Source organism: Streptomyces sp. NPDC005266, assembly GCF_040607655.1.
Classification (GTDB): Bacteria; Actinomycetota; Actinomycetes; order Streptomycetales; family Streptomycetaceae; genus Streptomyces.
The window spans coordinates 91,780-114,241 of the sequence record NZ_JBEXHC010000021.1 but is presented as its reverse complement, the minus strand read 5'-3'; the positions used below and the strand labels follow the sequence as shown (position 1 = coordinate 114,241).

21 protein-coding genes and 1 tRNA gene are annotated in these 22,462 nt (G+C 72.9%); 10 read left to right on the top strand and 12 right to left on the bottom strand.

From position 1 onward, the window contains the following. Nucleotides 1-192 carry a hypothetical protein gene (locus ABZU99_RS28680; protein ID WP_355946127.1) on the bottom strand — a complete coding sequence of 64 codons (192 nt, stop codon included), beginning with the start codon at nt 190-192 and terminating at the stop codon, nt 1-3. A gap of 249 nt (nt 193-441) precedes the next feature. On the opposite strand from ABZU99_RS28680, the gene ABZU99_RS28675 reads away from it, so the two are divergent. The 4 genes from ABZU99_RS28675 (at nt 442) to ABZU99_RS28660 (ending at nt 4,948) form a co-directional block, all read left to right on the top strand. Then, nucleotides 442-1,266, top strand: coding sequence for an AfsR/SARP family transcriptional regulator (locus ABZU99_RS28675; RefSeq protein ID WP_355946130.1), 825 nt, complete (start codon nt 442-444; stop codon nt 1,264-1,266). A 258-nt stretch (nt 1,267-1,524) separates the two neighbouring features. Then, a complete protein-coding gene (locus ABZU99_RS28670) occupies nt 1,525-2,772 on the top strand; it encodes an FAD-dependent monooxygenase (protein ID WP_355946133.1) in 1,248 nt (415 codons plus the stop codon). Nucleotides 2,773-2,901: 129 nt separating this feature from the next. Further along, entirely contained in the window at nt 2,902-3,669 is a 768-nt protein-coding gene (locus tag ABZU99_RS28665; protein WP_356049011.1) for an SDR family NAD(P)-dependent oxidoreductase, read from the top strand. A 1-nt stretch (nt 3,670) separates the two neighbouring features. Further along, entirely contained in the window at nt 3,671-4,948 is a 1,278-nt protein-coding gene (locus tag ABZU99_RS28660) for a glycosyltransferase (RefSeq protein ID WP_356049010.1), read from the top strand. Between the two features lie 59 nt (nt 4,949-5,007). Here the strand turns inward: ABZU99_RS28660 and ABZU99_RS28655 are convergent. From ABZU99_RS28655 to ABZU99_RS28625, 7 genes are all read right to left on the bottom strand, one after another. After that, nucleotides 5,008-5,081, bottom strand: a tRNA-Lys gene (locus ABZU99_RS28655). A 56-nt stretch (nt 5,082-5,137) separates the two neighbouring features. Beyond that, the gene (locus ABZU99_RS28650; protein WP_355946140.1) at nt 5,138-5,719 is read right to left on the bottom strand and encodes a bifunctional DNA primase/polymerase; all 582 of its coding nucleotides are present in this window, start codon (nt 5,717-5,719) and stop codon (nt 5,138-5,140) included. Nucleotides 5,720-5,891: 172 nt separating this feature from the next. Next, the gene (locus tag ABZU99_RS28645) at nt 5,892-6,257 is read right to left on the bottom strand and encodes a hypothetical protein (RefSeq protein WP_355946142.1); all 366 of its coding nucleotides are present in this window, start codon (nt 6,255-6,257) and stop codon (nt 5,892-5,894) included. A gap of 179 nt (nt 6,258-6,436) precedes the next feature. Next, nucleotides 6,437-7,804, bottom strand: a complete 1,368-nt coding sequence (locus ABZU99_RS28640; protein WP_356049009.1) for an AAA domain-containing protein — start codon at nt 7,802-7,804, stop codon at nt 6,437-6,439. After that, nucleotides 7,801-9,384, bottom strand: coding sequence for a hypothetical protein (locus ABZU99_RS28635; RefSeq protein WP_356049008.1), 1,584 nt, complete (start codon nt 9,382-9,384; stop codon nt 7,801-7,803). The genes ABZU99_RS28640 and ABZU99_RS28635 overlap by 4 nt, the downstream gene beginning before the upstream one ends. Beyond that, nucleotides 9,375-10,487: a hypothetical protein gene (locus tag ABZU99_RS28630; RefSeq protein ID WP_356049029.1), complete on the bottom strand. Its 1,113-nt coding sequence runs from the start codon at nt 10,485-10,487 to the stop codon at nt 9,375-9,377. The genes ABZU99_RS28635 and ABZU99_RS28630 overlap by 10 nt, the downstream gene beginning before the upstream one ends. A gap of 31 nt (nt 10,488-10,518) precedes the next feature. Further along, nucleotides 10,519-11,646 (bottom strand): phosphatase PAP2 family protein, encoded by a 1,128-nt coding sequence (locus ABZU99_RS28625; protein WP_356049007.1) that lies wholly within the window; start codon nt 11,644-11,646, stop codon nt 10,519-10,521. A 324-nt stretch (nt 11,647-11,970) separates the two neighbouring features. Between ABZU99_RS28625 and ABZU99_RS28620 the strand changes: the two genes are divergently transcribed. Next, a complete protein-coding gene (locus ABZU99_RS28620) occupies nt 11,971-12,564 on the top strand; it encodes a histidine phosphatase family protein (protein WP_355946153.1) in 594 nt (197 codons plus the stop codon). Between the two features lie 49 nt (nt 12,565-12,613). Here ABZU99_RS28620 and ABZU99_RS28615 read toward each other — a convergent pair whose 3' ends face one another. Continuing rightward, on the bottom strand, nt 12,614-13,981 hold the full coding sequence (locus ABZU99_RS28615; RefSeq protein WP_356049005.1) for a tetratricopeptide repeat protein: 1,368 nt from the start codon (nt 13,979-13,981) through the stop codon (nt 12,614-12,616). A gap of 209 nt (nt 13,982-14,190) precedes the next feature. Between ABZU99_RS28615 and ABZU99_RS28610 the strand changes: the two genes are divergently transcribed. Together ABZU99_RS28610 and ABZU99_RS28605 are read left to right on the top strand one after the other, a co-directional pair. Then, nucleotides 14,191-14,613 carry a hypothetical protein gene (locus ABZU99_RS28610; protein ID WP_356049004.1) on the top strand — a complete coding sequence of 141 codons (423 nt, stop codon included), beginning with the start codon at nt 14,191-14,193 and terminating at the stop codon, nt 14,611-14,613. Nucleotides 14,614-14,679: 66 nt separating this feature from the next. Further along, nucleotides 14,680-15,570 carry a fused MFS/spermidine synthase gene (locus tag ABZU99_RS28605; protein WP_356049003.1) on the top strand — a complete coding sequence of 297 codons (891 nt, stop codon included), beginning with the start codon at nt 14,680-14,682 and terminating at the stop codon, nt 15,568-15,570. A 111-nt stretch (nt 15,571-15,681) separates the two neighbouring features. Here the strand turns inward: ABZU99_RS28605 and ABZU99_RS28600 are convergent, their stop codons facing one another. After that, complete coding sequence (locus ABZU99_RS28600) at nt 15,682-16,224, bottom strand: hypothetical protein (RefSeq protein WP_356049002.1); 543 nt, start codon at nt 16,222-16,224, stop codon at nt 15,682-15,684. A gap of 42 nt (nt 16,225-16,266) precedes the next feature. On the opposite strand from ABZU99_RS28600, the gene ABZU99_RS28595 reads away from it, so the two are divergent. Together ABZU99_RS28595 and ABZU99_RS28590 are read left to right on the top strand one after the other, a co-directional pair. Continuing rightward, nucleotides 16,267-16,968 carry a response regulator transcription factor gene (locus ABZU99_RS28595; RefSeq protein WP_355946165.1) on the top strand — a complete coding sequence of 234 codons (702 nt, stop codon included), beginning with the start codon at nt 16,267-16,269 and terminating at the stop codon, nt 16,966-16,968. Continuing rightward, nucleotides 16,965-18,350, top strand: a complete 1,386-nt coding sequence (locus ABZU99_RS28590; RefSeq protein ID WP_355946168.1) for a HAMP domain-containing sensor histidine kinase — start codon at nt 16,965-16,967, stop codon at nt 18,348-18,350. The genes ABZU99_RS28595 and ABZU99_RS28590 overlap by 4 nt, the downstream gene beginning before the upstream one ends. Nucleotides 18,351-18,387: 37 nt before the next feature. Here ABZU99_RS28590 and ABZU99_RS28585 read toward each other — a convergent pair whose 3' ends face one another. Further along, a complete protein-coding gene (locus ABZU99_RS28585; RefSeq protein ID WP_356049001.1) occupies nt 18,388-19,347 on the bottom strand; it encodes an SGNH/GDSL hydrolase family protein in 960 nt (319 codons plus the stop codon). 225 nt (nt 19,348-19,572) lie between these two features. Between ABZU99_RS28585 and ABZU99_RS28580 the strand changes: the two genes are divergently transcribed. After that, nucleotides 19,573-20,631 carry a chitinase gene (locus ABZU99_RS28580; RefSeq protein WP_356049000.1) on the top strand — a complete coding sequence of 353 codons (1,059 nt, stop codon included), beginning with the start codon at nt 19,573-19,575 and terminating at the stop codon, nt 20,629-20,631. Nucleotides 20,632-20,774: 143 nt separating this feature from the next. Here the strand turns inward: ABZU99_RS28580 and ABZU99_RS28575 are convergent, their stop codons facing one another. Beyond that, nucleotides 20,775-22,445, bottom strand: a complete 1,671-nt coding sequence (locus ABZU99_RS28575; RefSeq protein ID WP_356048999.1) for a cytochrome bc complex cytochrome b subunit — start codon at nt 22,443-22,445, stop codon at nt 20,775-20,777. Nucleotides 22,446-22,462 lie beyond the last annotated feature (17 nt).

The following is a 22,462-nucleotide window of genomic DNA, read 5'->3' as shown; positions in this document are numbered from 1 at the left end:
TCAGTCGGAGCTTGTGGTGCAGATGCAGATGCAGGCACGGGGGGCGGCGGCTGCCCGGGAAGCGTCGGTGAGTTCCTCGATGACCAAGTCGTCCTGAGGACCCGGGAGATGGCCGGCCGTCCCGGCGTCGGGAGCGAGGGAAGTCAACTCGGCGGTGTTGACAGGCTTCATGAAAGAGGGCGCATCGATCATCGCGGGCTCTCCTCGGGATGGGAGGGGTGGTTCCCTGCGAGGGTGCGGCGAGGCAGCCATTGCAGGTCAGTACCTATCTTGTCGCCAGGGTATGAATTTATCATGGTTTTGCACCCTAGAACTCATATCGGGTTCGGTAGTACGACACTGGCCGCAGACATCTTCCGCAGGCGAGTCTCTTAGGTGCCTCGGTGGCAAGGCCGCGCGGCCGGGAGGCACTTGACGGACCGTTGACGGAGGTACAGGACCATGGACATCAAGGTGTTGGGGCCACTCAGCGTCGAGGCGTGCGGCCAGTCGATCGTGCCGAGCGCGGGCAAGCCGCGGCAGATCCTCGCACTGCTATCCGTCTACGCCAACCAAATGCTGCCGGTGCCCACTCTTATGGAGGAAATCTGGGGCACAAAGATGCCGCGGAGCGCACTGACCACCTTGCAGACCTATATCCTCCAGCTCCGCCGCCGACTGGCCGCGGCCTACGGCCCGCAGGCGCCGGATGCCTCCAAGAACGTGCTGGCCACCCGTTACGGCGGCTATGTGCTGGAGGCCCAGCCGGGCGCGGTGGACATTCACGAGTACGACAGGCTGGTGGCCGCCGGGCGGGACGCCCTCGACGCCGGGGACGATGTCCAGGCGTCCCTGCTGCTGCGCGAGGCGCTCGCCGTCTGGCGCGGCCCCGCGCTGGTGGATGTGAAGGTCGGCCCGGTTCTGGAGATCGAGCTGGCCCGGCTGGAGGAGAGCCGGCTCGGGGTACTGGAGCGCCGGATCGAGGCCGATCTGCGGCTCGGGCGCCATGCCGAGCTGCTCACCGAGCTGACCGAGCTGACCGCCCGGCACCCGCTGCACGAGGGGCTGCACGCCCAGTGCATGGCCGCGCTCTACCGGGCGGGCCGCCCCTGGCAGGCGCTGGAGGCTTACCAGGGGCTGCGGGCCAGACTGGTCGAGGACCTCGGGCTGGAGCCGTCGCCCCGGCTGCAGAAGCTCCAGCAGGCGGTGCTCGCCTCGGACCCGGCGCTCGATCTGGACCTGGACGGGCAGTGGCGGCGCCCGGTGCTCGACCTGTTCGCCGCATAGGCCAACCGTCCGTAACCCCGCAGCCCTCCGTATCCCCATCGGCCCTTCGACCGTATCCCCCACGGCCGTGCCCCGTCGGCCCGTTCTTACCGGAGCCCCTCGCATCATCCATCCCCCCGTCCGGTGAACCCTCCCCCCGAAACGCCCGGCGCCGCCCTTCAGCCGGGCCCGCTACGGCTCCGCTGCCCGATCCCCCCGCGCGGGCAAGCGGAGCCGTAGTGCATCCAGGGGCCTGTCCGACGAGTAGGGAGGTGCCCGGTGCGCGAGATCGACACCGAGGTGTGCGTGGTCGGGGGCGGCCCGGCCGGTCTGGTGCTGGCGCTGCTGATGTTGCGCTCGGGGGCGCGGGTGACCGTGCTGGAGTGCGCCCGCGCGCATCAGCGCGAATTCCGCGGTGAGCTTCTCCAGCCCGGCGCTATGGCGCTGTTGGACGCGCTCGGCGTCCTGGCAGGCGCGCGGGCGCGCGGTGCCCATGCCCACGACCGGTTCCGGGTCATCGACGGCGACCGGGTGCTGCTGGAGGCCGACTACCGGCTGCTTCCGGCCCCGTACGACCACCTCCTGTCCCTTCCCCGGCCGCATCTGCTGGACGAACTCCTCGCCCGCTGCCGCCGGTCGGCCCGCTTCCGCTATCTGCCGGGGCGGCGGGCGGGCGGTCTGCTGCGGCGGGACGGGCGGATCGCCGGTGTCACCGCCGACGGGCCGTACGGCCGCTGCACCGTGAGGGCCAAGGTCGTCGTGGCAGCGGACGGCCGCTTCTCGCGTATCCGGCGGCTGGCGGGCATCGGGGCGGGCCGCGCCGAGGCGTTCGCGCAGGACGTGCTGTGGTGCACGCTCAGCGTGCGCGAGCGGCAGGGGGCGCCGGTCCGCGATGTGCGGGTGTTCCGCGCCGGGGACAGCCCGGTGCTCGTCCACGGCTCCTGGCCCGACCGCGTCCAGATCGGCTGGACGCTGCCGCGCCGCGCCTACCGGGACATCGCCGCGCTCGGCCTGGACCATGTCAGGGAACGGCTGGTGCGCGCGGTACCGCAGTACGCCACGCTGATCCGCGAGCAGATCCGCTCGCCGTGCGACCTGAGCCTGCTGGATGTCTTCTCGGCGCGCGCCGAGCGCTGGGTGGACGACGGTCTGGTGCTGATCGGCGACGCCGCCCACACCCAGAGCCCGATCGGCGCCCAGGGCATCAATCTCGCCGTGCAGGACGCCGTCGTGCTGCATCCGGTGCTGACCCGCGCGCTCGCCGAGGACGACACCGGCGCCGCCCGGCTCGCCGCCTTCGAGCGGCGGCGGGGTCCCGATGTCGCGGCCGTCATGCGGATGCAGACCCTGCAGAGCCGGGCGATGCTCTCCCACGGTGCGTTCGCCACCCGGGTGCGCCCCCATCTCGCGCGGGCGCTGCGCCATACGCCGCTCTATCGCAAGGTGCTCCAGCGGATGGCCTACGGCAATCCGTCGATCCGCGTCACCGACGACATCACCGATGCCCTGGCGTACGGGCGGCGGTGACGGGCTGTGTGCATCCGCCGGTGTGCATCCGCCGGTGTGCATCCGTCACCCCTCGGGCGCGGGTCGAGGCAGACTCGAGTCACGGCGGCGACCATGGCGTTCCCAGTGGAACGACCGCTAGGAGCGCCGATGATGGACCTCGGCCTGGAGGGGCGCACGGTCCTGGTCACCGGTGCCACCGGGGCCATCGGCCGGGCCGCCGCCCGCACCTTCGCGGAGCAGGGCGCGCGGGTGGCGCTCGCCTTCCGGCACCGCCGCGAGTCCGCCGAGGAGCTGGCCGCCGAGCTGGCGGGTCCGGACGGCGGCCGGGCCTTCGCCGTGCCGTACGCACTGGAGGACGCGGCGTCGCCGCGCTGGGTCGTGGCCGCCGTCGAGGAGCGCTGGGGCGCGCTCGATGTGCTGGTGGCGAACGCATGGCGGTGGGGCGTGCCCCGGGGACCGCACGCCCGCTTCGAGGACGTACGGGAGGAGGACTGGCTCCCGGTCGTCGCGCACAATCTGACGCCCGTGATCCGCACCGTTCAGTGCGCCGTCGCCGGTATGCGCAAGCGCGGCTGGGGCCGGATCGCGCTGGTCTCCTCGCACCACGCGCTGGACGGCGGCCGCGGCCAGGAGTTCCACGGCGCGGCCAGGGCCGGGCTGCACGGCCTGGCCCGCAGTCTGATGTGGGACCTCGGCGCCGACGGGGTGCTGGTCAACGTCGTATGCCCGGGGCTCACGGCGGCCGGGCGCGCCGGCCTGGCCCCACCGGGTCCGGTCCGCGAGCGGGAGCTGTCGGCCACCCCCACCGGCCGGCTGAGCACTCCCGAGGACATCGCCCGCACCCTGCTCTTCCTCTGCTCGACGGCCAACGGCAACATCACCGGCGAGACAGTGACCGTGGCGGGCGGCCGCTGAGGTGCGCATCCTTTTCACGACCTGGGCCTCGGGCATGCATCTGGTCCCGATGGTGCCGCTCGCGCGGGCCTTTCTCGCGGAGGGGCACCAGGTGCGGTTCGCGGTGCCGTCCGGGTGTGCGGCGGCCGTGGCCCGCTTCGGCCTGGTCCCGGTTCCGGTCGGCGCGCTGCCCGCGTCGGCGGTCCGGGCGGCGGACCGCGGGCGGCGGCCGCGCGGAGCCTGGCCCGCGGACTGGCCGGTGCGGCCGGGCGCGCTCAGCCCGGAGCAGCACGGTGTGCTGCGGGCGTTCGGTGATCAGCAGGTGCGGATCGCCGAGGCGATGGCCCAGGGGCTGGTGGCCTTCGCCCGCTGCTGGCAGCCGGATCTGGTGGTGCACGACGCGAGCGCGTATGCGGGCACGGTGGTCGCGGCGGCGCTCGGGGTGCCGGCGGTCGGCCAGCTGTGGGGGAGTGCGGCCGTCTTACGGCTGGACCGGGAGCGTCTCGAGGGCCCGCCGCTGCCCGGCTACGCCCGCCTGATGCGGCGTTACGGAGCGGACCCGGCCCGTGAACCGGACCTCTGGCTGGACCCCTGCCCGCCGAGCCTGGCGCTGCCCTCCCGGGGGCGGCGGCTCCCGGTGCGCTTCGTGCCGTACGACACGCCGCACGACGCACCGTACGGGCCGTCCGGTACGCCGCTCCCCCGGCCGCTCGGCGGCTCGCGCCCCGAGCCGCGCACCGCCGGCTTGGACGGTCGGCGGCCGTCCGGGCGCCCTTCGCGGTCCGCGCCCGCGCGCATCTGCGCCGCCTGGGACGACGCGACCGGCCCGCCGGATGCCGTACGGGCCGCACTGCGCGTGGCCGAGGAACGGGGTGTCGAGATCGTCCGGGTCGGGAGTGCCGCCGGGCGGCGGGCACCCGCCGGACCGCTGCACCGGGTGCTGCCGGGCTGCCGGGCCGTGGTGCACCAGGGCGGCGGCCCGGCGGTGCTGACCGCCGCCGTCGCCGGGGTGCCGCAGCTGATCGTCGCGCCCCGGCTGGAACAGCAGCTCAACGGGGCGCGGCTGGCCAGGGTGGGTGCCGGGGTGTATCTGCCCGCCGACGTCCTCGACGGATCGCCGCGCGGTGCGGGGCCCCGGCTGGCCCGGGACCTCTTCGCGCTGCTGGAACAGCCCTCGTACGCCACCGCGGCGCACGCCCTGCGCCGGGAGGTGCTGGCGATGCCCGGCCCGCAGGAGGCGGTCACGGCGGTGGCCCGGCTCGCGGATCCGGCCGCCGGATCGCGGGGCGAGGGGGAATGACGATCACCATGGCACGCGAAAGGGCCCCTCACCTCGGTGAGGGGCCCTTTCGCTGTCTGTGCGCCGCCAGGGACTCGAACCCCGGACCCGCTGATTAAGAGTCAGCTGCTCTAACCAACTGAGCTAGCGGCGCCTGCTGACGTAGAAGACCTTAGCACCCTGATCCGGCGGAGTGAAAATCCGTATCTCTCAGCCCGGAAAGACTGCGGGTGTGCTGGTCACAGCCGTGGCGCCCGGATCGGAACCGGCCGCGCGGGCGGCCCTCACGCACGCCCACAGCAGCACCTCGGGACCGGGCAGCCAGGGGCTGCGGACATCGGGGGCGACCAGCCAGCGCGGGGGCGGCGCCGGGGCGGACTCCGCCGGGGTGGGGTCGAGCGGAAACAGCGGCGGCACGGTCACGGCGTCCCCCCACCCGTAGCAGAGCAGCGGGGGCGCGGTGGAGCCCCACTCCTCCCAGCCGAGCAGCGCGGGCAGCCGCTGGGCGGTCCCCGGCGTGGCGAACAGCATCACCCGGCGGCCCTGCGCGGCCACCGGACCGGAGCCGGGGCCGTCGGTCCATAACCGGCTGACGACCCGGCGGCCGAAGAGCGCGTCCATGCTGACCACGTCGAACGCGGTCCCGCAGGGCAGTGCCACGGCAGCGGCCGGGCGCTGAGCCCACAGCGCCTGCACGCCGCGAGGGGAGGGGCTGGCCGAGGCGAGCCAGTCCGCGCCGGCCGGGGTCACGTAGGCGGCGGTGTGATGTGAGTCCCGCGGCAATCTGCTCATGTCGCCAGCCTTACGGCCGCCACGGGCGGCATCGGCGGATGAGACAAAACGGGGACATGGCGGGGCGGCGTGGGGTATCTTCCACCTGCATATGCCCCAGGCTCATGATCTCGACGGTCCGCCACCAGCTCATCAGCCTCTCTCGTACCGCGTCGGGTATCGCGTCCGCCCATCAGTCCGGCAGCTCACCGCTCCGCATCAGCTCGCGGCCGAACTCGACCATCTTCTTGGCGTAGTCCTCGGTCCACTCCGCCCGCTCGGCGATCATGGCCGGGGTCAGCCGGTCGAACCGCCTCGGGTCGGCGAGCTGCGCGGCCGCCATCGCCTGGAACTCCATGGCACGGTCGGTCGCCGCGCGGAAGGCCAGCGTCAGCTCGGTCGAGCGGGCGAGCAGCTCACGTGGGTCCTCAATCGTCTCCAGATCGAAGAAGTGCGCCTCGTCCGTGATGGCGGCGGCCGGTTCGAAGAGCAGCGCGGCGGGTCTCCGCCGCCGGGGCGCGGTGCCGTGCGGGCCGTGAGCCGGATCCGGCTCGGGCATGTGATCTCTCCTCCTCCGTCGCGAGACCGTTCGGTGCGCGGTGCGTCTTGTTGTCCATTGTCGCGCGTGGGGCAAGGGCGCCCCTGCCGCACGCCGCCGACCTGGGGTCTCTCCCCACCCCGCCGCGTCCCGAACCCTGGCCGGGCTCCGCGCGGTGTCCCCCGGCCGGGATGAGCACCTTACGGCCGCCATTCCACACGGTGTTCGTCCAGATGGGCCAGCACCGCGTGATTGGCCTCCCAGCCGTCCGGGAACTTCACCGTCACCCCCAGCTGCACCGGCTCCGACGACGGATGCTCGTCCAGCAGCTCGGCGACCCCGGCCCGGCAGACCACCACGCACGCGTGGCGATGCCGCGACGCCAGCACGCACAGCCGCCCCGTCTCCAGATGGAAGGCGGTCGCGTCCGGCCGGCCCGACAGCGGATGCAGAACGACCGTGACCTCGAACTCACGCCCTTGGAGGCGGTTGGCCGTATCGACGGTGACCCCGGACACCCCGAGCCCGGTGAGTGCCGCCCGGACCGCCGCCGCCTGGTCCCGGTGCGCGGTGCCCACCGCGATCCGGTCCGCGGTCAGCGGCACCGGCTCGTCCGAGCGCTCGCTGACCGCCGCCCCGCCCCGGTCCAGCAGTCGCCGCACCACCTGGGCCACGGCCGCCACCGCCTCCGGGTCGGTGCGCGGCGTCCGCCGGGCGGGCAGCTCCAGCAGCCCCCAGCCGGACGCCGCGGCCTCGTCCAGCACCCGGTCCGGGCCGGAGCCGTCGGAGGCGACCCCGAAGCTCAGCCGCCGCTGGCCGTGGCTCGTGCCGCTGCGGAACGGGGTGTACGGATAGAAGGCGTCCGAGACCAGCGGCGCGGCCGAGGCGGGCAGCCGCCAGGACACCGGCAGCCGGTGCTGCGGAAGCTGCGGGTTGTGCGCGAGCAGGGTGGTCACGGCGCTCGCCGACGGATCGTAGGAAAGCCCTGCCCACTGGTCCGCGCCTACCACGCTGAACGGGTCGAGCTGCCCCGGGTCGCCCACGAACAGCGCCCGCTCGAAGAGCCCCGCGACCGCCAGCAGCGCGTCCGAGCGCATCTGGTACGCCTCGTCGACGATCGCGTGCTGCCACGGCTCCACGTTCTTCACATGCGCCCACTTGGCGGCGGTGGAGACGACGATGCCGAGCCCGGCCAGATCCGCGATCTTGGCGGAAGCACGGACCGACGGATGGCCGTCGAGCACCGGGTCGTACGGATGCGGATCGCTGCTGTGCAGCCGCCCCACCGGAAGATCCGGGTCCGCCGTGGCCAGCCGGTCCACCAGATCGTCCACCTGGGCGTTGGTCTGCGCGACCACCATCAACGCCCGCCCGGCGGCGGCCAGCTCCCGCGCTGCCCGCACCACGAGCGTCGACTTGCCCGCGCCGGGCGGGGAGTCGACGACGACGCCGCGGTGCGCACCGTGCAGCGTGTCGTGCAGGATCGCGTCGGTCGCGCGCGCCGCGGCCGCCGACGGGTCGAACGGCTCGCCCTCGCGGGCGCGGGCCGTCCGGTCCGTGCCGATCACAGATAGTCCTCCTCGGTCACGGGGTCCGGGTCGGGCCCGGAGGGCCGCGCGGCGTCCGGCGGCCCGCCGTGGGTCCATGGCGTGCTCTCCGCGTCCGGCAGCCCCGGGCCGCCGCGCGGCGCGTGCTCGAAGAGCGTCCAGCACACCGCGTCGCCCTTCGCGGGCACCGAGCCCGGCTCCGGGGTCTTGCCCCGGCCCATCCCGCCGGTCAGCCGCACCACCAGCGCGCCGGGGCCCGCCTCACCGGCGAACTCCCCGGTCTGCGTCCTGCCGTCGGCCAGCACCCGGTACAGCTTGACCTGCTCGGCCAGATGCGGGCGGTCCTCCGTGACGACGGTGACCAGCGGGCGCGGCCGGGGCACCTTCGCCTCCGACCAGGCCATCACCACCTCGGTGACCTCGCCCGCGAACGCCTCCCCGGCCAGCCGCCGCCCGGCCATGACCAGCGGATCGTCCAGCGCCTCCTGCGCTTCCAGCTGTGCCTGCGCGGTCTCCCGCGCGGAGAGCTTCTGCGCCGCCGTCACCGCGTCGTCCCGCTTGGGCTGGGGCGGCTCGCCCGCCCGCACCCGGTCCCGGTGACCGGTGTACGACCAGCGGTCACGCTTCCAGCGGTCCGCCACCCGCGCCCCCTCCGGTAGGGCACGCAGCAGATCCACGCCGTGCCACAGCGCGTCCCAGGTGGGCCGCAGCTGTGACTCGATCAGCCCGCGCAGTTCGGCCTCGGCGAGCCGCAGCCGGGCCGGCGCCCCGGGCCTGCCCCCGGCCACCTCGGCGCGCGCCGCGTCATAGCGGGACATCGCCGGTGCCAGCAGCTTGTTGTCGAAGGCGGGGTCGGTGGCCGGGCCCGCGGGCGGGCACAGCAGCTGTCCGTCCGCGTCCCGCCCGGACTCCGCCCGCAGGGCCGCCTCCGCCCCCGGCACGCCCTCCGGCGGGTCGATCCAGCCCAGCAGCGAGCCCAGGTGCTGGTCCTCCAGATTGCTCTGCCCGGTCGCCCAATGACGGCTCAGCAGCTCGGTCAGCGACAGCAGCAGTGACGATCCGGGCACCCGCGACCGCTCCCCGTAGTGCGTCAGCCACCGGCCGAGCAGTGGCACCCGCGCGGGGGCCGGAAACGGCGTCTGCGGATCCTGCTCGGCCGTGCGCCGGAACCGCATAGAGCGGCCCAGCAGCCGTACGTACGCCACGCCCGCGGCGCTCGGCACCAGCAGCTGCGGCGCGTCCGTGCACAGCTCGACCTGGACCGGCACCTTCTTCCCGGTCTCCGGGTCGGTCTCCTTGCGCTCCTCCAGCTCGACCTCGTCCGCGTACGCGTCGAGATACGGCAGCATCTCCTCCGCCAGTTCGGCGAGGAAGGCGAACCGCAGATCACGGTTGCGCGGCTGCGCCACGACCAGCAGCCGCGGCGCGTCCCGGTCGGTTCCCACCAGCGCCCCCAGCGGCGCCCCGGCCTCACCGGCGGTGGTCAGCGGGACGAACGCCAGCGGCCGCGCGGACAGATGCCGGTGCCGCACCGTCGCGATGGGGCGCGCCCGCCCCTCCCGGACGGCCTCCATCCGGGCCAGCGTGGTGATCAGCGACATGCCACCGCCCCGGGGGACGCCAGGGCCTCGGCGCGCAGGGCCGCCGCGCGGCGCAGGGCGTCCACGGCCGGGTCGCCGGTGGGCTCCGCGCGGGTGCCCGCGGCCTCGCCCAGGGCGGCCGCCAGGACGGCCTCCACCGTCGTCAGCCCGCCCAGCTCGCCCCGTACGCCGCGGCCCAGCGACTCGACGGCGCCCGCCGCGCGGGACCGGGCGCGGCAGTGGGCGGCCAGCTCGCAGGTGGACAGGCACTCGGGCGCGTACGCCGCGTCCACCGCCTCGACGGCGGCCGTCAGCTCCTCGACCGGCCGGGTCGCGGTCCGGCCGTCGTCCGTGAGCCGCAGATCGAAGGTGGTGCCCTCGGGCAGGGCGGCGGCGATCTCCTCGATCCGGGCGAGCCGGGTCAACTGCCGCCGGGTGACGGCCAGCTGCTTGCGCACATCGACCAGTTCGGCGGTCGGGAGATTGGAGAAATCCTTGGGGCAGACCAGCAGGACGTCATGGCGCACCCGGGCCTTCCCGGCCTGCGGCGGATCGCCGATCAGGGCCGCCACCCGCTCCAGGGCCAGCGCGTACACCGCCGACTGGCGCGCCGCCGCCCCCACCTTGGCCGGGTCCGCCGAGCCGTCCACCATGGGGAAGGACTTGATCTCGATGACCGTCCACGAGCCGTCGGGGTGCACCACGACGGCGTCCGGCTCCAGGAAGGCGGGGGAGCCCGCCACGTCCAGGCTCACCATCGGGTGGTCCAGCAGCGCCCACTGCCCCGCCGCCGTGGCCTCCCTGAGCGCCAGCGACGTACGAGCCGTGCGCCCCTGGGGGCCGGCCGCCGTCAGGTCGGGGGTCGCGACGGCGCCGGGCTCGGGCGGGGCCGAGCCGTCGCGCAGCCGCTCGTGCAGCAGCCGCAGCAGCTCCTCGCCGCGGTCCGCCTTGACCCGCGCCTCGAAGGAGTTGCCGCGCTGGTGCGCGAACTGCGACTGGCCGAAGGCGACGGTGGCTCCCAGGGCCCGGGCGAGCGCCCCCTTGTCCACCCCCGCGCCGTCCAGCAACGCGCGGCGACGGCAACCCGGGTTGGCGGCCAGCGCTGCCAGCGCACGGGCGTCCATCGGCTGGGGAACGGTGTCCGGACCGCGCAGCTCAGCGAGCCGCTGCCGCAGCCCCGTCACCGGCCGCGGCCGGGGTGTCGCCGCCCGCTCCGGGCGCCCGGTCGGCGCCTGGACCGGCAGCGGCAGCGGCACCGGCTCCCCGGCCGCCGTCGCCGACGACGGCGCCGTCCGTCCGTTGCCTGTCCGCGCCCCTGCTCTGCTGTCGGGGGATCCGTTCCCGTTCACGCGCCGAAGTCTCGCACTTGTCACTGACATTCGTGGCCGCACCGCCGTTTCCGGCAACGCCCGCGGCTGTCGGTGTGGCCGTCGGGGAGGCCGTCCGCGCCGGCGTGGCGGCGGCCGTGGAGGCGGTGGTGGAGGCGGTCGCGGTGACGGCCTCGGGCGCCGGGCGGAAGCGGGCGCGGATCCGGTCCACGAGCCCCAGGACGGGCCGCGAGAGCAGCGCCCCGAGCCCCATGGTGGCGACACCGGCCGCCGCGTCCAGGAAGTAGTGGTTGGCGGTGCCCATCACCACGAGCGCGATGGCCAGCGGATAGGCGATGGCGGCGGTCTTCACCCACATCGAGCGCCCGTGCCGCCACAGCGCCACCCCGCACCACATGGCCCACCCCACATGGAGGCTGGGCATCGCCGCGTACTGGTTGGTCAGCCCGCCGAGCCCGCGCGGCGCGCTCGCCTCGCCGCCCCACCAGCCGTACGAGCCGTACTGCGCCATCGTGTCGACGAAGCCGTGGCTCGCCTCCAGCAGCCGCGGCGGGCACGTCGGCATCAGCGTGAAGCCGACCAGCCCGACGATGGTGGAGACCAGCAGCCAGGTTCGCAGAAAGCGGTAGTCGGCCGCCTTACGGCGCTTCCACACCCACACCAGGACCGCCGGGGTCGCCACGTAGTGCAGTGAGGCGTAGGCGAAATCGGCCGGTATGCCTATCGAGGCGTGGGCCGTGAAGATGTCGTTCAGCGGTGACTCGAAATCGATGTTCAGCCGCTGCTCGAAGTGGAGGATGGCCAGACCGTGGTCAACGGCGGTGGACACATCACCGCGGGCCAGCAGCCGGCCGGCCGCGTACGCGGCGTACACCACCGCTATGAGCGGCAGTTCGGTCCACCAACGGGGCCGGCTGCCCTGTGCTGCCAGGGCACCGGGCGCGGTATGGGGCATCCGTACGTTCTCCAAAGATCAGGCGGCCAGAACAAGGCGCGCGGTCAACCGTACGGTGTAGGCGAGGCGAACCGCGCACCGCCCCCGGGATGCCCCGGCCGCGGACGGGCGCCCGCTGCTGAACCCCCGGCAGACAGATGCGCGACCGGAAAGACGCCGGGACCGCCCCGGAGGTTGCCTCCAGATCAGGTGCGCGATGATGGAGGGATGGCGGGCAGGCCTCGGACTGGCCCGGCAATTGCACAGAACCGCAGGCAGGCAGCGGCGTGTAAGGGCGCACGACGACGCATAGCGGTGTAAATCCGGTGAAAGAAGGCAGTCCCCATGGCACCACGCATCCTCCTGGCCCGGCATGGACAGACGGAGTGGTCGCTCTCCGGGAGGCACACCGGCCGCACGGACATCCCGCTGCTCGACGAGGGGCGGCGCGGCGCCAAACTGCTCGGCGAGCGGCTGCACCGCGCGCCCTGGGAGGGGCTGCCCGACGTCGAGGTGCGCACCAGCCCGCTCAGCCGCGCCAAGGAGACCTGCGAGCTGGCCGGGTTCGGCGACCGGGCGCGCGAGTGGGGCGCGCTGATGGAGTGGGACTACGGCGCCTACGAGGGGCTCACCCCCGCCGAGATCAAGGCCGCCCGGCCCGGCTGGCTCATCTGGCGCGACGGCGTCCCCGAGGGGGAGTCGATCGCCGGCATCACCGCGCGGGCCGACGCGGTGGTGGAGTGGGCGCGTTCGGCCGACCGCGATGTGCTGGTCTTCGCGCACGGCCACATCCTGCGGACCCTGGGCGCCCGTTGGCTCGGTTACGAAGCCTCCTTCGCGGCCCGGATCCGCCTTGACCCGACGTCCCTGTCGATCCTGGGCTGGGCGTACGGGGAACCGGCCATCGAGCGCTGGAACGACACGGGCCATCTGGCCTGAGGCGGCGGGCGCGTCGCCGCCGCGGGAGCGGCCATAACGGCCATATCCGTCACGCCGGCTGTACCGGGCGCGGGCGCCCGGCCGTCTCATGGCGGGCCAGGAAGTCCGCGACGGCCGCGTTGTGCGTGTACGGACGCAGCAGGCGGGCCGTGTCGTCGAGCATCCGCCGGATACGGCCGGACTTCACCTGGTCCAGCAGCCCCAGCGCCCGGCCCGCCTCGGCGGCGGCCGCGTCGGGCGCCCCGTCCGCCAGGAGGTCGCTCGCCAGCTCCGCGGTGAACAGCGCGATATTGCGGGTGAAATGGGGGTCCTGGAGGGAAACCGCGCGACGGGCGTGGTCCACTGCCCGCCCCCAGTGGCCCAGCGCCGACCAGCACTGTGCCTCCAGCCCTTCCAGCTCGGCCTCCCCGAAGAAGCTCATCCACTCCGGATCGGCTTCCGAGGGCCCGCGCCCGAACAGCGCTCGGGCGTGGAGCAGCGACCGCTCACAACTGGCCCGGTCCGTCAGCCAGGCCCAGCCGCCCGCCTCGCGCAGCGCGAGCAGCGACAGCAGCCGCGGCGAGGAGAGCCGCTCCGCGACCCGCTGTGCGGCCTGGGCCGCCCGTACGGCCTCGCGGGGGCGTCCCGCGTCGCGCGCCAGGAACGCCGTGTTGCAGAACGCGTGCGCCTCCAGGGCGGCGTCGCCCGAGACGCGCGCGGTGGCGAGGGCCTCGGCGTAGTGCGAACGCGCCTCGGACAGCCGGCCGGAGTCATGGGCCAGCCAGCCCACCGAGATGGCCAGCTCCCCGGTGCCCGCGAACAGCCGCTCGGCGATGGAGCGGTCGTAGCTGCCCGCGTCGAGCAGCGCATAGGCGGCGCTCAGCGGCTTGCTGGTGTGCCCGTACAGGGTGTCCGCACCGTGCCGGTCGTCCAGCACCCGGATCCGCCGTACGGACTCCTCGACGGCGGCGGCCTCGGCCTCGCCCACCCGCCGGACTCCCACCCCCGCGGCCACCGCGGCAGCCGCCCCACCGGTCACAAATGCACGCCGTAGCAGTTCGCTCTCCTCAAGGACGTCGGACTCGGGATCGGGCTCGGCCTCCGGGTCCGTGGGAACGGGGCCGTCGGGGACCGGGCGGGGGGCCGGCACCCAGCGGGTGCCGTGGCCCCTGACCGCCTCACGCGGGGTGAAGCCCAGATCCATGAGGGACCGGTCGGGGAACATATGGCGGAAGACCCGCTCGTACGCGTAGTTGGGACATCGGATGGCGCCGGACTCGACGCGCCCGATATAGCGGGCGTCGCAGGAGACCTGCTCGCCGATCTCGCGGGCGGCGCGGCGTACGGACGCCGCGAACTCGGAGGGGGAGAGCTGTCCGCGGATCCGCCGGAACGCGGTGTTCGGCCGGGGGGACGAGGGGTCTGGAAGCGGCGTCATGGAAGCCTCTCCCTGTGTGCTGCCGGGTGGGCGGGGCTGTGTGCTGCCGGTGGGCGGGGGAGAACCGTACCGGCTGTGAGATCCGTGACACTCGTAGATTTGCGGCAAAAAGAACATACCGCCCCCGATCTGCCATGAACTGCCACCCATTACGGCGTCATTCGGCCGTAGCCGTTGACACCGTCGCGCGTTGAACCAGGTGCAACCCGATGAAGAGGGAGGCCGGAGTGGACATCACCCGCTCACGAACGACTGCCCAGCATCTCCCGCGCCAGGACTGCGATCTCGTCACCGTGCCGACCCGTCAGGGGCTGGAGGCGGTGGACATCCTGCGCCGTGCGTGCGACGGCCTCGGCCCCGTACTGCACGACAACACCTGCGACACCCTCGGCTTCCTGGTGCCGCCCGGCACCGCGGACGGCTGGGATCTGCCGGGCAGCGCGTGCACCCAGACAGCGGGACGCGGGACGCGCATAAGCACCGCGCCCGCCGACGCCGAGCCCCCGGGCGTCGACACCGGCTGGCTGGTGCCGCCCGACGCCGCGTACACCGTCGCCACCGACCCCGCCGACTTACGGGCGGCGCTCGGGGAGGCGGCCCGCACCATCGAGGCCGTCGACCGCTGCCAGTAGCCGCCGGCACCGCCTTCCCCGCGGCCACGGCACCGGCTGTCGGTGGCCCGCCGCATACTGGGACACATGGCGAAAGGCACGAAGAAGCGAGCGCCGCGCGGGCGCGCGCCGGCCCGGGGACGCACCCCCGAGCCGGCCACCGCACCCGTCGACGGGGGGCTCGCCGAGCTCGTGCCGGACCGCGACCGCCCGCGCGGCTGGACGCTGCTGCTGGACGGCAAGCCGCAGTCGCATGTGGATCTCGACGACCCCGCGTATCTCGACTTCGAGTACCAGCGCAGGCTCGGCCATGCCGCCGATCTCGCCGCCCCGCCCGGCCGTCCGCTGCACGCCGTCCATCTGGGCGGCGGAGCCTTCACCCTGGCCCGCTACATCGCGGCCACACGGCCCCGCTCCACCCAGCAGGTGGTGGAGATCGACGCCCCGCTCGTCCAGTTCGTCCGGCGTGAGCTGCCGCTGGACCCCGGGCACCGGATACGGGTGCGCGGCGCCGACGCCCGGGCCGGGCTCGCCAAGGTGCCCGACGGCTGGGCCGATCTGATCATCGCGGATGTCTTCAGCGGGGCCCGCACCCCCGCGCATCTCACCAGTGTGGAGTTCCTGGGCGAGATACGGCGGGCGCTGCGCCCCGACGGGCTCTACGCGGCGAACCTGGCCGACGGCCCGCCGCTGGCCCATCTGCGGGCCCAGATCGCGACCGCCCGCGCGGCGTTCGCCGAGGTGTGCCTGACCGCCGACCCCGCCGTGCTGCGCGGCCGCCGCTTCGGCAACGCCGTACTGCTGGCCGCCGATCGCCCGCTGCCGCTGGCCGAGCTCACCCGCCGGGCCGCCGGTGATCCGCACCCCGCGCGGGTCGAACACGGGCGCGCGCTCGCGGACTTCACCGGTGGCGCGGCTCCGGTCACCGACGCGACCGCCGCCCCCTCACCGGCTCCGCCCCCGGCCGTCTTCGACTGACCGACGAGTGCTGAGCGGATGCGGTGAAGTTCGCCGCTGATCCCTCGCCGTCCGGCCTGGCCGAGGGCGTGGACGCCGAGAAGGATCAGCACGTGACTTCGCCGCATCCGCTTAGTGCTCGTCCACCCGGACCTGGGGCGGGCCGTCGTGCCAGGTGCAGAAGACGGTGGTGGTGTCCGCGCCGGAGACGAAGTCCACCCGGATCCACTCGCTCTGCTTCCACACCTGCATCTGCCAGCCGCCGTCCGGTGTCGCGGAGACCAACTCCGCCCAGGAGTCGCGGATGTCGAGGACGACCCGGCCGCCCTTGGCCGGATAGCTCCGGATGTCCCCGCCCTGCTCCGCCGGCCCCGGTGCGGGCTTTTGGTCCGGCCCCGGCGAGGGCTTCCCGGTCCCCGTCGGCTTCGGCTTCGGCGCCGCTGACGCCGGCGACGAGGGGGACGGCGAAGGGGCCGACGGCAAGGGCGGTTTGGGCCGGTGGGTCGAGGACGACCAGGAGTCGGGCGAGGGCCCGGCGCCGTCCGCGATCGGCAGCGCGCGCGGTGGTTCGTACGCCGTGCCCGTCAGCACCGTCCGCACGCCGTACCACGAGACCATGACCGCGGCGCCCGTGGCCAGCATCCATGCCAGACATTGGACCAGACCTCTTTGCATCTTCCTCATCCTGCCTCACCCGAATGGCGTACGGTGCCGCTCATGGCAAGTGTGCTCGTGGTCGAGGACGACCAGTTCGTGCGCTCAGCCCTCATACGGCAGTTGTCCGAGGCGTCCCACACGGTACGCAGTGTCGGCACCGCCTTGGAGGCGTTGCGGGAAGTCGCACAGATCGGATTCGACGTCGTGATCCTGGATCTGGGCCTGCCGGATCTGGACGGTGCTGAGGCGCTCAAGATGCTGCGCGGCATCACCGATGTGCCGGTCATCGTCGCGACCGCGCGGGACGACGAGACCGAGATCGTCCGGTTGCTCAACGACGGCGCCGACGACTATCTGGTCAAGCCGTTCTCCGTGGCCCATCTCTCCGCCCGGATGGCCGCCGTACTACGGCGTTCACGCGGTGGCCCGGCGGGCGAGGCGCCGCCCCCGGCCGTGCTGCGGGTGGGCGGGCTCACCATCGATCCGCTGCGCCGGCAGGCCGTGCTGGACGGCGCGGCGCTCGACCTCACCCGCCGCGAGTTCGATCTGCTGGCCTTTCTCGCCCGGCGCCCCGGCGTCGTCGTACCGCGCAAGGAACTCCTCGCCGAGGTCTGGCAGCAGTCCTACGGCGACGACCAGACGATCGATGTGCATCTGTCCTGGCTGCGCCGCAAGCTCGGCGAGACGGCCGCCCGACCGCGCTACCTGCACACGCTGCGCGGGGTCGGGGTCAAGCTCGAGCCACCGGCGGAGCACGCGTGAGATGGGCGCTGGTCAAGGTCTGTCTGGCCGTCACCGCGATGGTGGTGGTCGCCTTCGCGGTCCCGCTCGGCCTCGTCGTCAAGGAGCTGGCCCGGGACCGGGCGTTCGCCGACGCCGAGCGGCAGGCCGCCGCGATGGGCCCGGCGCTGGCCATCACCACCGAGCGGGGGCGGCTGCAGCGCGCGGTCGCCAGCACCCAGGCGGGCGGGGACGGCCGGATGGCGCTGCACCTGCCGGACGCGCCGGGCAGCCGCGGCAGCGGCTACGACCTCGGCAAGAGCCGGGCGGGCAAGGACCGGGTGGCCACCGCGCGGCGGCTCGGCCGCGCCTCCGTCTCCGGGGTCCCCGGCGGCTACGCACTGCTCCAGCCGACCGCGCTGAGCACCGGCCGGGTGGCGGTCGTGGAGGTCTATGTGCCGCGCGCGGTGGTCACCAGCGGAGTGACCACCTCCTGGCTGGTGCTCGCGGGCGTCGGCCTCGCGCTCATCGTGGGCGCGGTCGCGACGGCCGACCGGCTGGGCACCCGGCTGGTGCGCCCCGCCAAGCGGCTGGCCGGGGCCGCCCGTGACCTCGGCCAGGGTGAGCTCGGCGTCCGGGTCCCCGAGGACGGCCCGGCCGAACTCCGCTCGGCCGCCGCCGCGTTCAACGCCATGGCCGACCGGGTCGTCCAACTCCTCGCCGGGGAGCGCGAGCTGGCCGCCGACCTCTCCCATCGGCTTCGCACCCCGCTCACCGTGCTGCGCCTGAACGCCGCCTCGCTCGGCGAGGGCCCGGCGGCCGACCAGACCCGCGCCGCCGTCGCACAACTGGAGCGCGAGGTCGACCAGATCATCCGCACCGCGCGCCAGCAGAAGTCCCGCACCCCCTCCGGCTGCGACGCCTCCGAGGTGATCCGGGAGCGGATGGAGTTCTGGTCCGCGCTCGCCGAGGACGAGGCCCGCACGGTACGGCTGGCCGGCGTCGACCGGACCGTCCGCGTGCCGGTCGGCCGCCCCGAACTGGCCGCCGCGCTCGACGCGCTGCTCGGCAACGTCTTCCGTCACACCCCCGAGGGAACCGCGCTCGCGGTGGACGTCCACAACGGCGAGGACAGCGTGATCGTGCTGGTCTCGGACGCCGGCCCCGGTATCGCCGACCCGGACGCGGCGCTGCGCCGCGGCCACGGCGACGGCGGCCCCGGCTCGACCGGGCTCGGCCTGGACATCGTGCGCAGGGTCGCGGAGTCGACCGGCGGCGATCTGCGGATCGGACGGTCGGTGCTGGGCGGTACGGAGGTACGGATGTGGCTCTCACTGAACGACGGTGGGCCCGCGGGCGGCGGGGAGCGGCGGCGCGGCCGGAAGAGAAGGGCGCGTAAACGGGCGGAAACCGCATCCGGCTGACACGGATGCGGTTCCGTACGGCTGGGCCGGGTCCGCGTCAGGCGCCCAGGATCGCGTCCTCGACGTGGCGCGCGGCGTTCTGGTGCCCCTGGGCGTTGGGGTGCACCAGGGCGGGCTCGTTCGGGAAGGACGTGAAGATGCCCTCCACCCACTTGCCCGCGTCACAGACGCTGTGGTTGTGGGAAGAGCGGTAGAGGTCGACGAAGGCGTCACCGTATTGATGGGTCGCCTGCTCGATGACAGCGTTGAGCGGTTCCAGGACGTCCGTCCGCAGCCAGTCCAGATCGTCACGGGTGATGGAGGCGAACTGCTCCCAGTCGTTGTACCGGCACTTGCCGGTGTCCTGGGGGACGATGGTGGGGTAGCCGACGGTCAGGACTCGGGCGAACGGGGCCCGCCGGTGGATCGCGTCGAGCATGTCGCCGTACTCGCTGCTCACCTTCTCCAGCCGCTCGGGGATGCTGTCGGCCAGCTCGTCCCGGCATGGCGTCCCCACACCGCCGCTGCCCTGGCCCACCTGCAGGCAGTTGAAGATGATCTCGCCGAATCCGAGGGTGTTGCCGCCGACTCCGACGGTGACCAGATCGGTGTCCGGGGCCACCGCATCGATCTGGGGAGGCACCGGGGGGAACGGGTAGTCCGGGTCGGTGGAGAAGGGCGGGAGATGGTGTCCGATCGGCTCCTGTTCCCTGACGTGGACGTTCTCGATGGTGGCATTGCCGCAGCTGACGTTGGTCAGTCCGACGAGCGAGCCGAGGTCGCTGTCGATGATCTGCGGATAGGCCTGGTCGGTGCGCTCACAGCCGTCGCGGGGGACCTCGAAGGTGTCGCCCGCCGCCTTGATGGCTCCGGCGGTGTACGAGTCGCCCAGGGCGACCCACTCAACGCGCTGTGCGGCGGACGGGGCGGCCCCGGCCGACTGCGCGGGAAGGAAGACGCCGGCGGCGAATGCCACGGCCGAGCCGAGCACGGCCAGCCGAGTACGTAAAAGTGCCATGAAACCTCCAGATGTACGGCAGGAGCTGCGCGACGACCGTACGGCGTGCCGATCGACCCCCGGTCGTGGCGCGGTCGCTGGAGGATTAATCGCCGCCGATGCGTTCCTTAAGGGAGCCATAAGATCCGTGCCTACTGCACGGATCCTGCCGTTTGTCGGATTTTCGGTCGCTAGCGTGCTGCCCGCACCACCACCCCCCACTCCCGCACACAAGGCAGGCATGAGATGAGCAGCACGCACCGTCGCAAGGCGAGCCGGACCACCAAGGCGATATGCGCGGGTGCCGCCGCCATGGTGGCCGGCGGCGCGGCGTTCGCGCTCAGCGGGGCGGCGAACGCCGGGACCGTCTCCGAGAAGCCGGCCGTCTCCACCAAGGCGGCCAAGGCGGCGGACGCGGGCTTCGCCCCGTACATCGACACCTCGCTCTTCCCCGCCTTCGACATGGTGGGCACGGCCAAGAAGACCGGCGTCAAGGAGTTCAACCTCGCCTTCGTCACCTCCGGCGGCGGCTGTACGCCCAAGTGGGGCGGCGTCACCGACCTGGGCAGCGACGCGGTCGCCAAGCAGATCGACCAGCTGCGCGCGGACGGCGGCGACGTCCGGATCTCCTTCGGCGGCGCCTCCGGCTCCGAGCTGGGCGTGGCCTGCTCCTCGGCGGACGAGCTGGCCGCGGCGTACGGCAAGGTCGTGGACACCTTCAAGCTCAAGAAGGCGGACTTCGACATCGAGGGCGCCGCGCTCCCCAACACGGCGGCCAACACCCGGCGCGCCCAGGCCATCGCCGCGCTCCAGAAGAAGAACCCGGATCTGGATGTCTCCTTCACGCTGCCCGTCCTGCCCACCGGCCTCACCCAGGACGGCGTCAACCTGGTCGAGGACGCCAAGAAGAACGGGGTGAAGGTCTCCGCCGTCAACATCATGGCGATGGACTACGGACCCTCCTTCACCGGCGACATGGGCCAGTACGCGATCGACGCGGCCACCGCGACCCAGAAGCAGATCAAGGACGCCCTCGGGCTGAGCGACGACGCCGCCTGGAAGGCCGTCGCCGTCACCCCGATGATCGGCGTCAATGACGTCGCCGCCGAGGTATTCAAGGTGGACGACGCCTCGCAGCTGGTGGAGTTCGCCAAGTCCAAGGGCCTGGCCTGGCTGTCCATGTGGTCCGCGACCCGCGACAAGCAGTGCCCCGGCGGCGCTCAGAATTCCGCGTCGCCGACCTGCAGCTCGATAGAGCAGGGCGAGCTGGCGTTCACCAAGGCGCTCGCCGCCTATCAGGGCTGACCGCCCCCGAGGAACTCACCAACACCCCCACCGCCCCCGAGGCACCCCCCCAACACCCCCACACCCCCCACAGGCACCCCCCCCACACGGCGGGGCGCGGACGGAATCCCCCACCCGCCGCGCTCCGCCGCTCGCGTGCGTGGTCACTGAGGCTGGCGCTCCTCCTCGGGCTCACGCTGGTGTTCCCGGACCTCCTGCTTGGTGGGCTTGGAGACCTGGCCGCCCGCGCCGAAGTAGAAGCGGGACAGCCACGCGCGCAGCCGCTCCTTGCGGGACAGCCGCCGGGCGACCCCGGCCTCGTCGACCGCCGGGGGCAGCTCCAGCGGCTCGTACTGGTCGAAGGCGGTCAGCGTGTACCGCTCGGCCGGTGACAGCGGCTCATGCACCTCGACGTACTCGCCGTGCGGCAGCCGCTGGATGATGCCGGTCTCGCGGCCGTGCAGCAGTTTGTGCCGGTCGCGCCACTGGAGGCCGAGGCAGACCCGCTTGGTGATGACGAAGGCCACAACCGGCCCCACGAAGAAGAGGATCCGGCAGGCCCAGGTGATCGCGTTGATCGACAGATGGAAGTGCGTGGCGATGAGGTCGTTGCCGCCGCCGACCAGCAGAACGGCGTACAGGGTGATCCAGGCGACGCCGAAGGCGGTGCGGGTCGGGGCGTTGCGCGGGCGCTGGTTCAGATGGTGCTCGCTCTTGTCGCCGGTGACCCATGCCTCCAGGAACGGATACATCCAGATGATGAGCAGCACGGTCGGAAAGATCATGAAGGGGATGAGCACGCCGAGGACCAGGGTGTGGCCCCACAGATTGATCTCCCAGCCCGGCATCAGCCGGATCAGCCCCTCGGAGAAGCCCATGTACCAGTCGGGCTGGGCATCGGTGGACACCTGGTCGGGCCGGTACGGGCCGTAGGCCCAGACCGGGTTGATCTGGGCGATGGCCGACATGAGGGTGGTGACGCCGAAGACGAGGAAGAAGAACCCGCCCGACTTGGCCACATAGACCGGCCACAGCGGCGGTCCGACGATGTTCATGTTGGTCCTGCCGGGCCCGGCGAGATGGGTGTGCTTGTGGTAGACGAGCAGAATCATATGGAGCGCCAGCAGACCGAGCATGATGCCGGGGATCAGCAGCACATGGACGGTGAACAGCCGCGGCACGATGGACGTTCCGGGGAACTCCCCGCCGAAGAAGAAGAACGACAGATACGTGCCGACGACGGGGATCGACAGGATCGCGCCCTCCATAAAGCGGAGCCCGGTGCCCGAGAGCAGGTCATCGGGGAGCGAGTAGCCCATGAATCCGTCGAACATGCCGAGAATCAGCAGCCCGGCACCGGAGAGCCAGTTGATCTCGCGCGGCTTGCGGAAGACCCCGTTGAAGTAGGTCCGCATCATATGGACGAGCATGCTCGCGATGAACAGGATCGCCGCCCAGTGGTGGACCTGCCGCATCAGCAGTCCGCCGCGGATGTCGAAGCTGATGTGCACGGTGGACTCGTACGCCTTTGACATGCGGATGCCCTGCAGCGGGGTGTAGCTGCCGTCGTAGTCGACCTCCGCCATGGAGGGCTCGAAGAACAGGGTGAGATAGACCCCGGTCAGAATGATGATGATGAAGGTGTAGAGGGCGATCTCACCGATCAGGAAGGACCAGTGGTCCGGGAAGACTTTCCGCAGATTGGCCTTGGCCGCTTTGTAGAGGCCCACCCGCCCGTCGAACCAGTCGGCGATCCTCTCACCCTTTCCGGCAGGCCTGGCCCGACCGGAGTCGTCTTCGCGGTCTCGTGGGCGGTGCCCCGGAAGTGCTCTCATGTCTCATGGATTACCAG

What these genes read in the sequence shown, in the direction of transcription:
- ABZU99_RS28595 (WP_355946165.1), top strand. Translation starts at nt 16,267, where the DNA reads ATGGCAAGTGTGCTCGTGGTCGAGGACGACCAGTTCGTGCGCTCAGCC.
- ABZU99_RS28600 (WP_356049002.1), bottom strand. Translation starts at nt 16,224, where the DNA reads ATGCAAAGAGGTCTGGTCCAATGTCTGGCATGGATGCTGGCCACGGGC.
- ABZU99_RS28680 (WP_355946127.1), bottom strand. Translation starts at nt 192, where the DNA reads ATGATCGATGCGCCCTCTTTCATGAAGCCTGTCAACACCGCCGAGTTG.
- ABZU99_RS28630 (WP_356049029.1), bottom strand. Translation starts at nt 10,487, where the DNA reads ATGGACGCCCGTGCGCTGGCAGCGCTGGCCGCCAACCCGGGTTGCCGT.
- ABZU99_RS28645 (WP_355946142.1), bottom strand. Translation starts at nt 6,257, where the DNA reads ATGCCCGAGCCGGATCCGGCTCACGGCCCGCACGGCACCGCGCCCCGG.
- ABZU99_RS28610 (WP_356049004.1), top strand. Translation starts at nt 14,191, where the DNA reads ATGAAGAGGGAGGCCGGAGTGGACATCACCCGCTCACGAACGACTGCC.
- ABZU99_RS28580 (WP_356049000.1), top strand. Translation starts at nt 19,573, where the DNA reads ATGAGCAGCACGCACCGTCGCAAGGCGAGCCGGACCACCAAGGCGATA.
- ABZU99_RS28575 (WP_356048999.1), bottom strand. Translation starts at nt 22,445, where the DNA reads ATGAGAGCACTTCCGGGGCACCGCCCACGAGACCGCGAAGACGACTCC.
- ABZU99_RS28605 (WP_356049003.1), top strand. Translation starts at nt 14,680, where the DNA reads ATGGCGAAAGGCACGAAGAAGCGAGCGCCGCGCGGGCGCGCGCCGGCC.
- ABZU99_RS28635 (WP_356049008.1), bottom strand. Translation starts at nt 9,384, where the DNA reads ATGTCGCTGATCACCACGCTGGCCCGGATGGAGGCCGTCCGGGAGGGG.
- ABZU99_RS28650 (WP_355946140.1), bottom strand. Translation starts at nt 5,719, where the DNA reads ATGAGCAGATTGCCGCGGGACTCACATCACACCGCCGCCTACGTGACC.
- ABZU99_RS28615 (WP_356049005.1), bottom strand. Translation starts at nt 13,981, where the DNA reads ATGACGCCGCTTCCAGACCCCTCGTCCCCCCGGCCGAACACCGCGTTC.
- ABZU99_RS28585 (WP_356049001.1), bottom strand. Translation starts at nt 19,347, where the DNA reads ATGGCACTTTTACGTACTCGGCTGGCCGTGCTCGGCTCGGCCGTGGCA.
- ABZU99_RS28620 (WP_355946153.1), top strand. Translation starts at nt 11,971, where the DNA reads ATGGCACCACGCATCCTCCTGGCCCGGCATGGACAGACGGAGTGGTCG.
- ABZU99_RS28665 (WP_356049011.1), top strand. Translation starts at nt 2,902, where the DNA reads ATGATGGACCTCGGCCTGGAGGGGCGCACGGTCCTGGTCACCGGTGCC.
- ABZU99_RS28625 (WP_356049007.1), bottom strand. Translation starts at nt 11,646, where the DNA reads ATGCCCCATACCGCGCCCGGTGCCCTGGCAGCACAGGGCAGCCGGCCC.
- ABZU99_RS28675 (WP_355946130.1), top strand. Translation starts at nt 442, where the DNA reads ATGGACATCAAGGTGTTGGGGCCACTCAGCGTCGAGGCGTGCGGCCAG.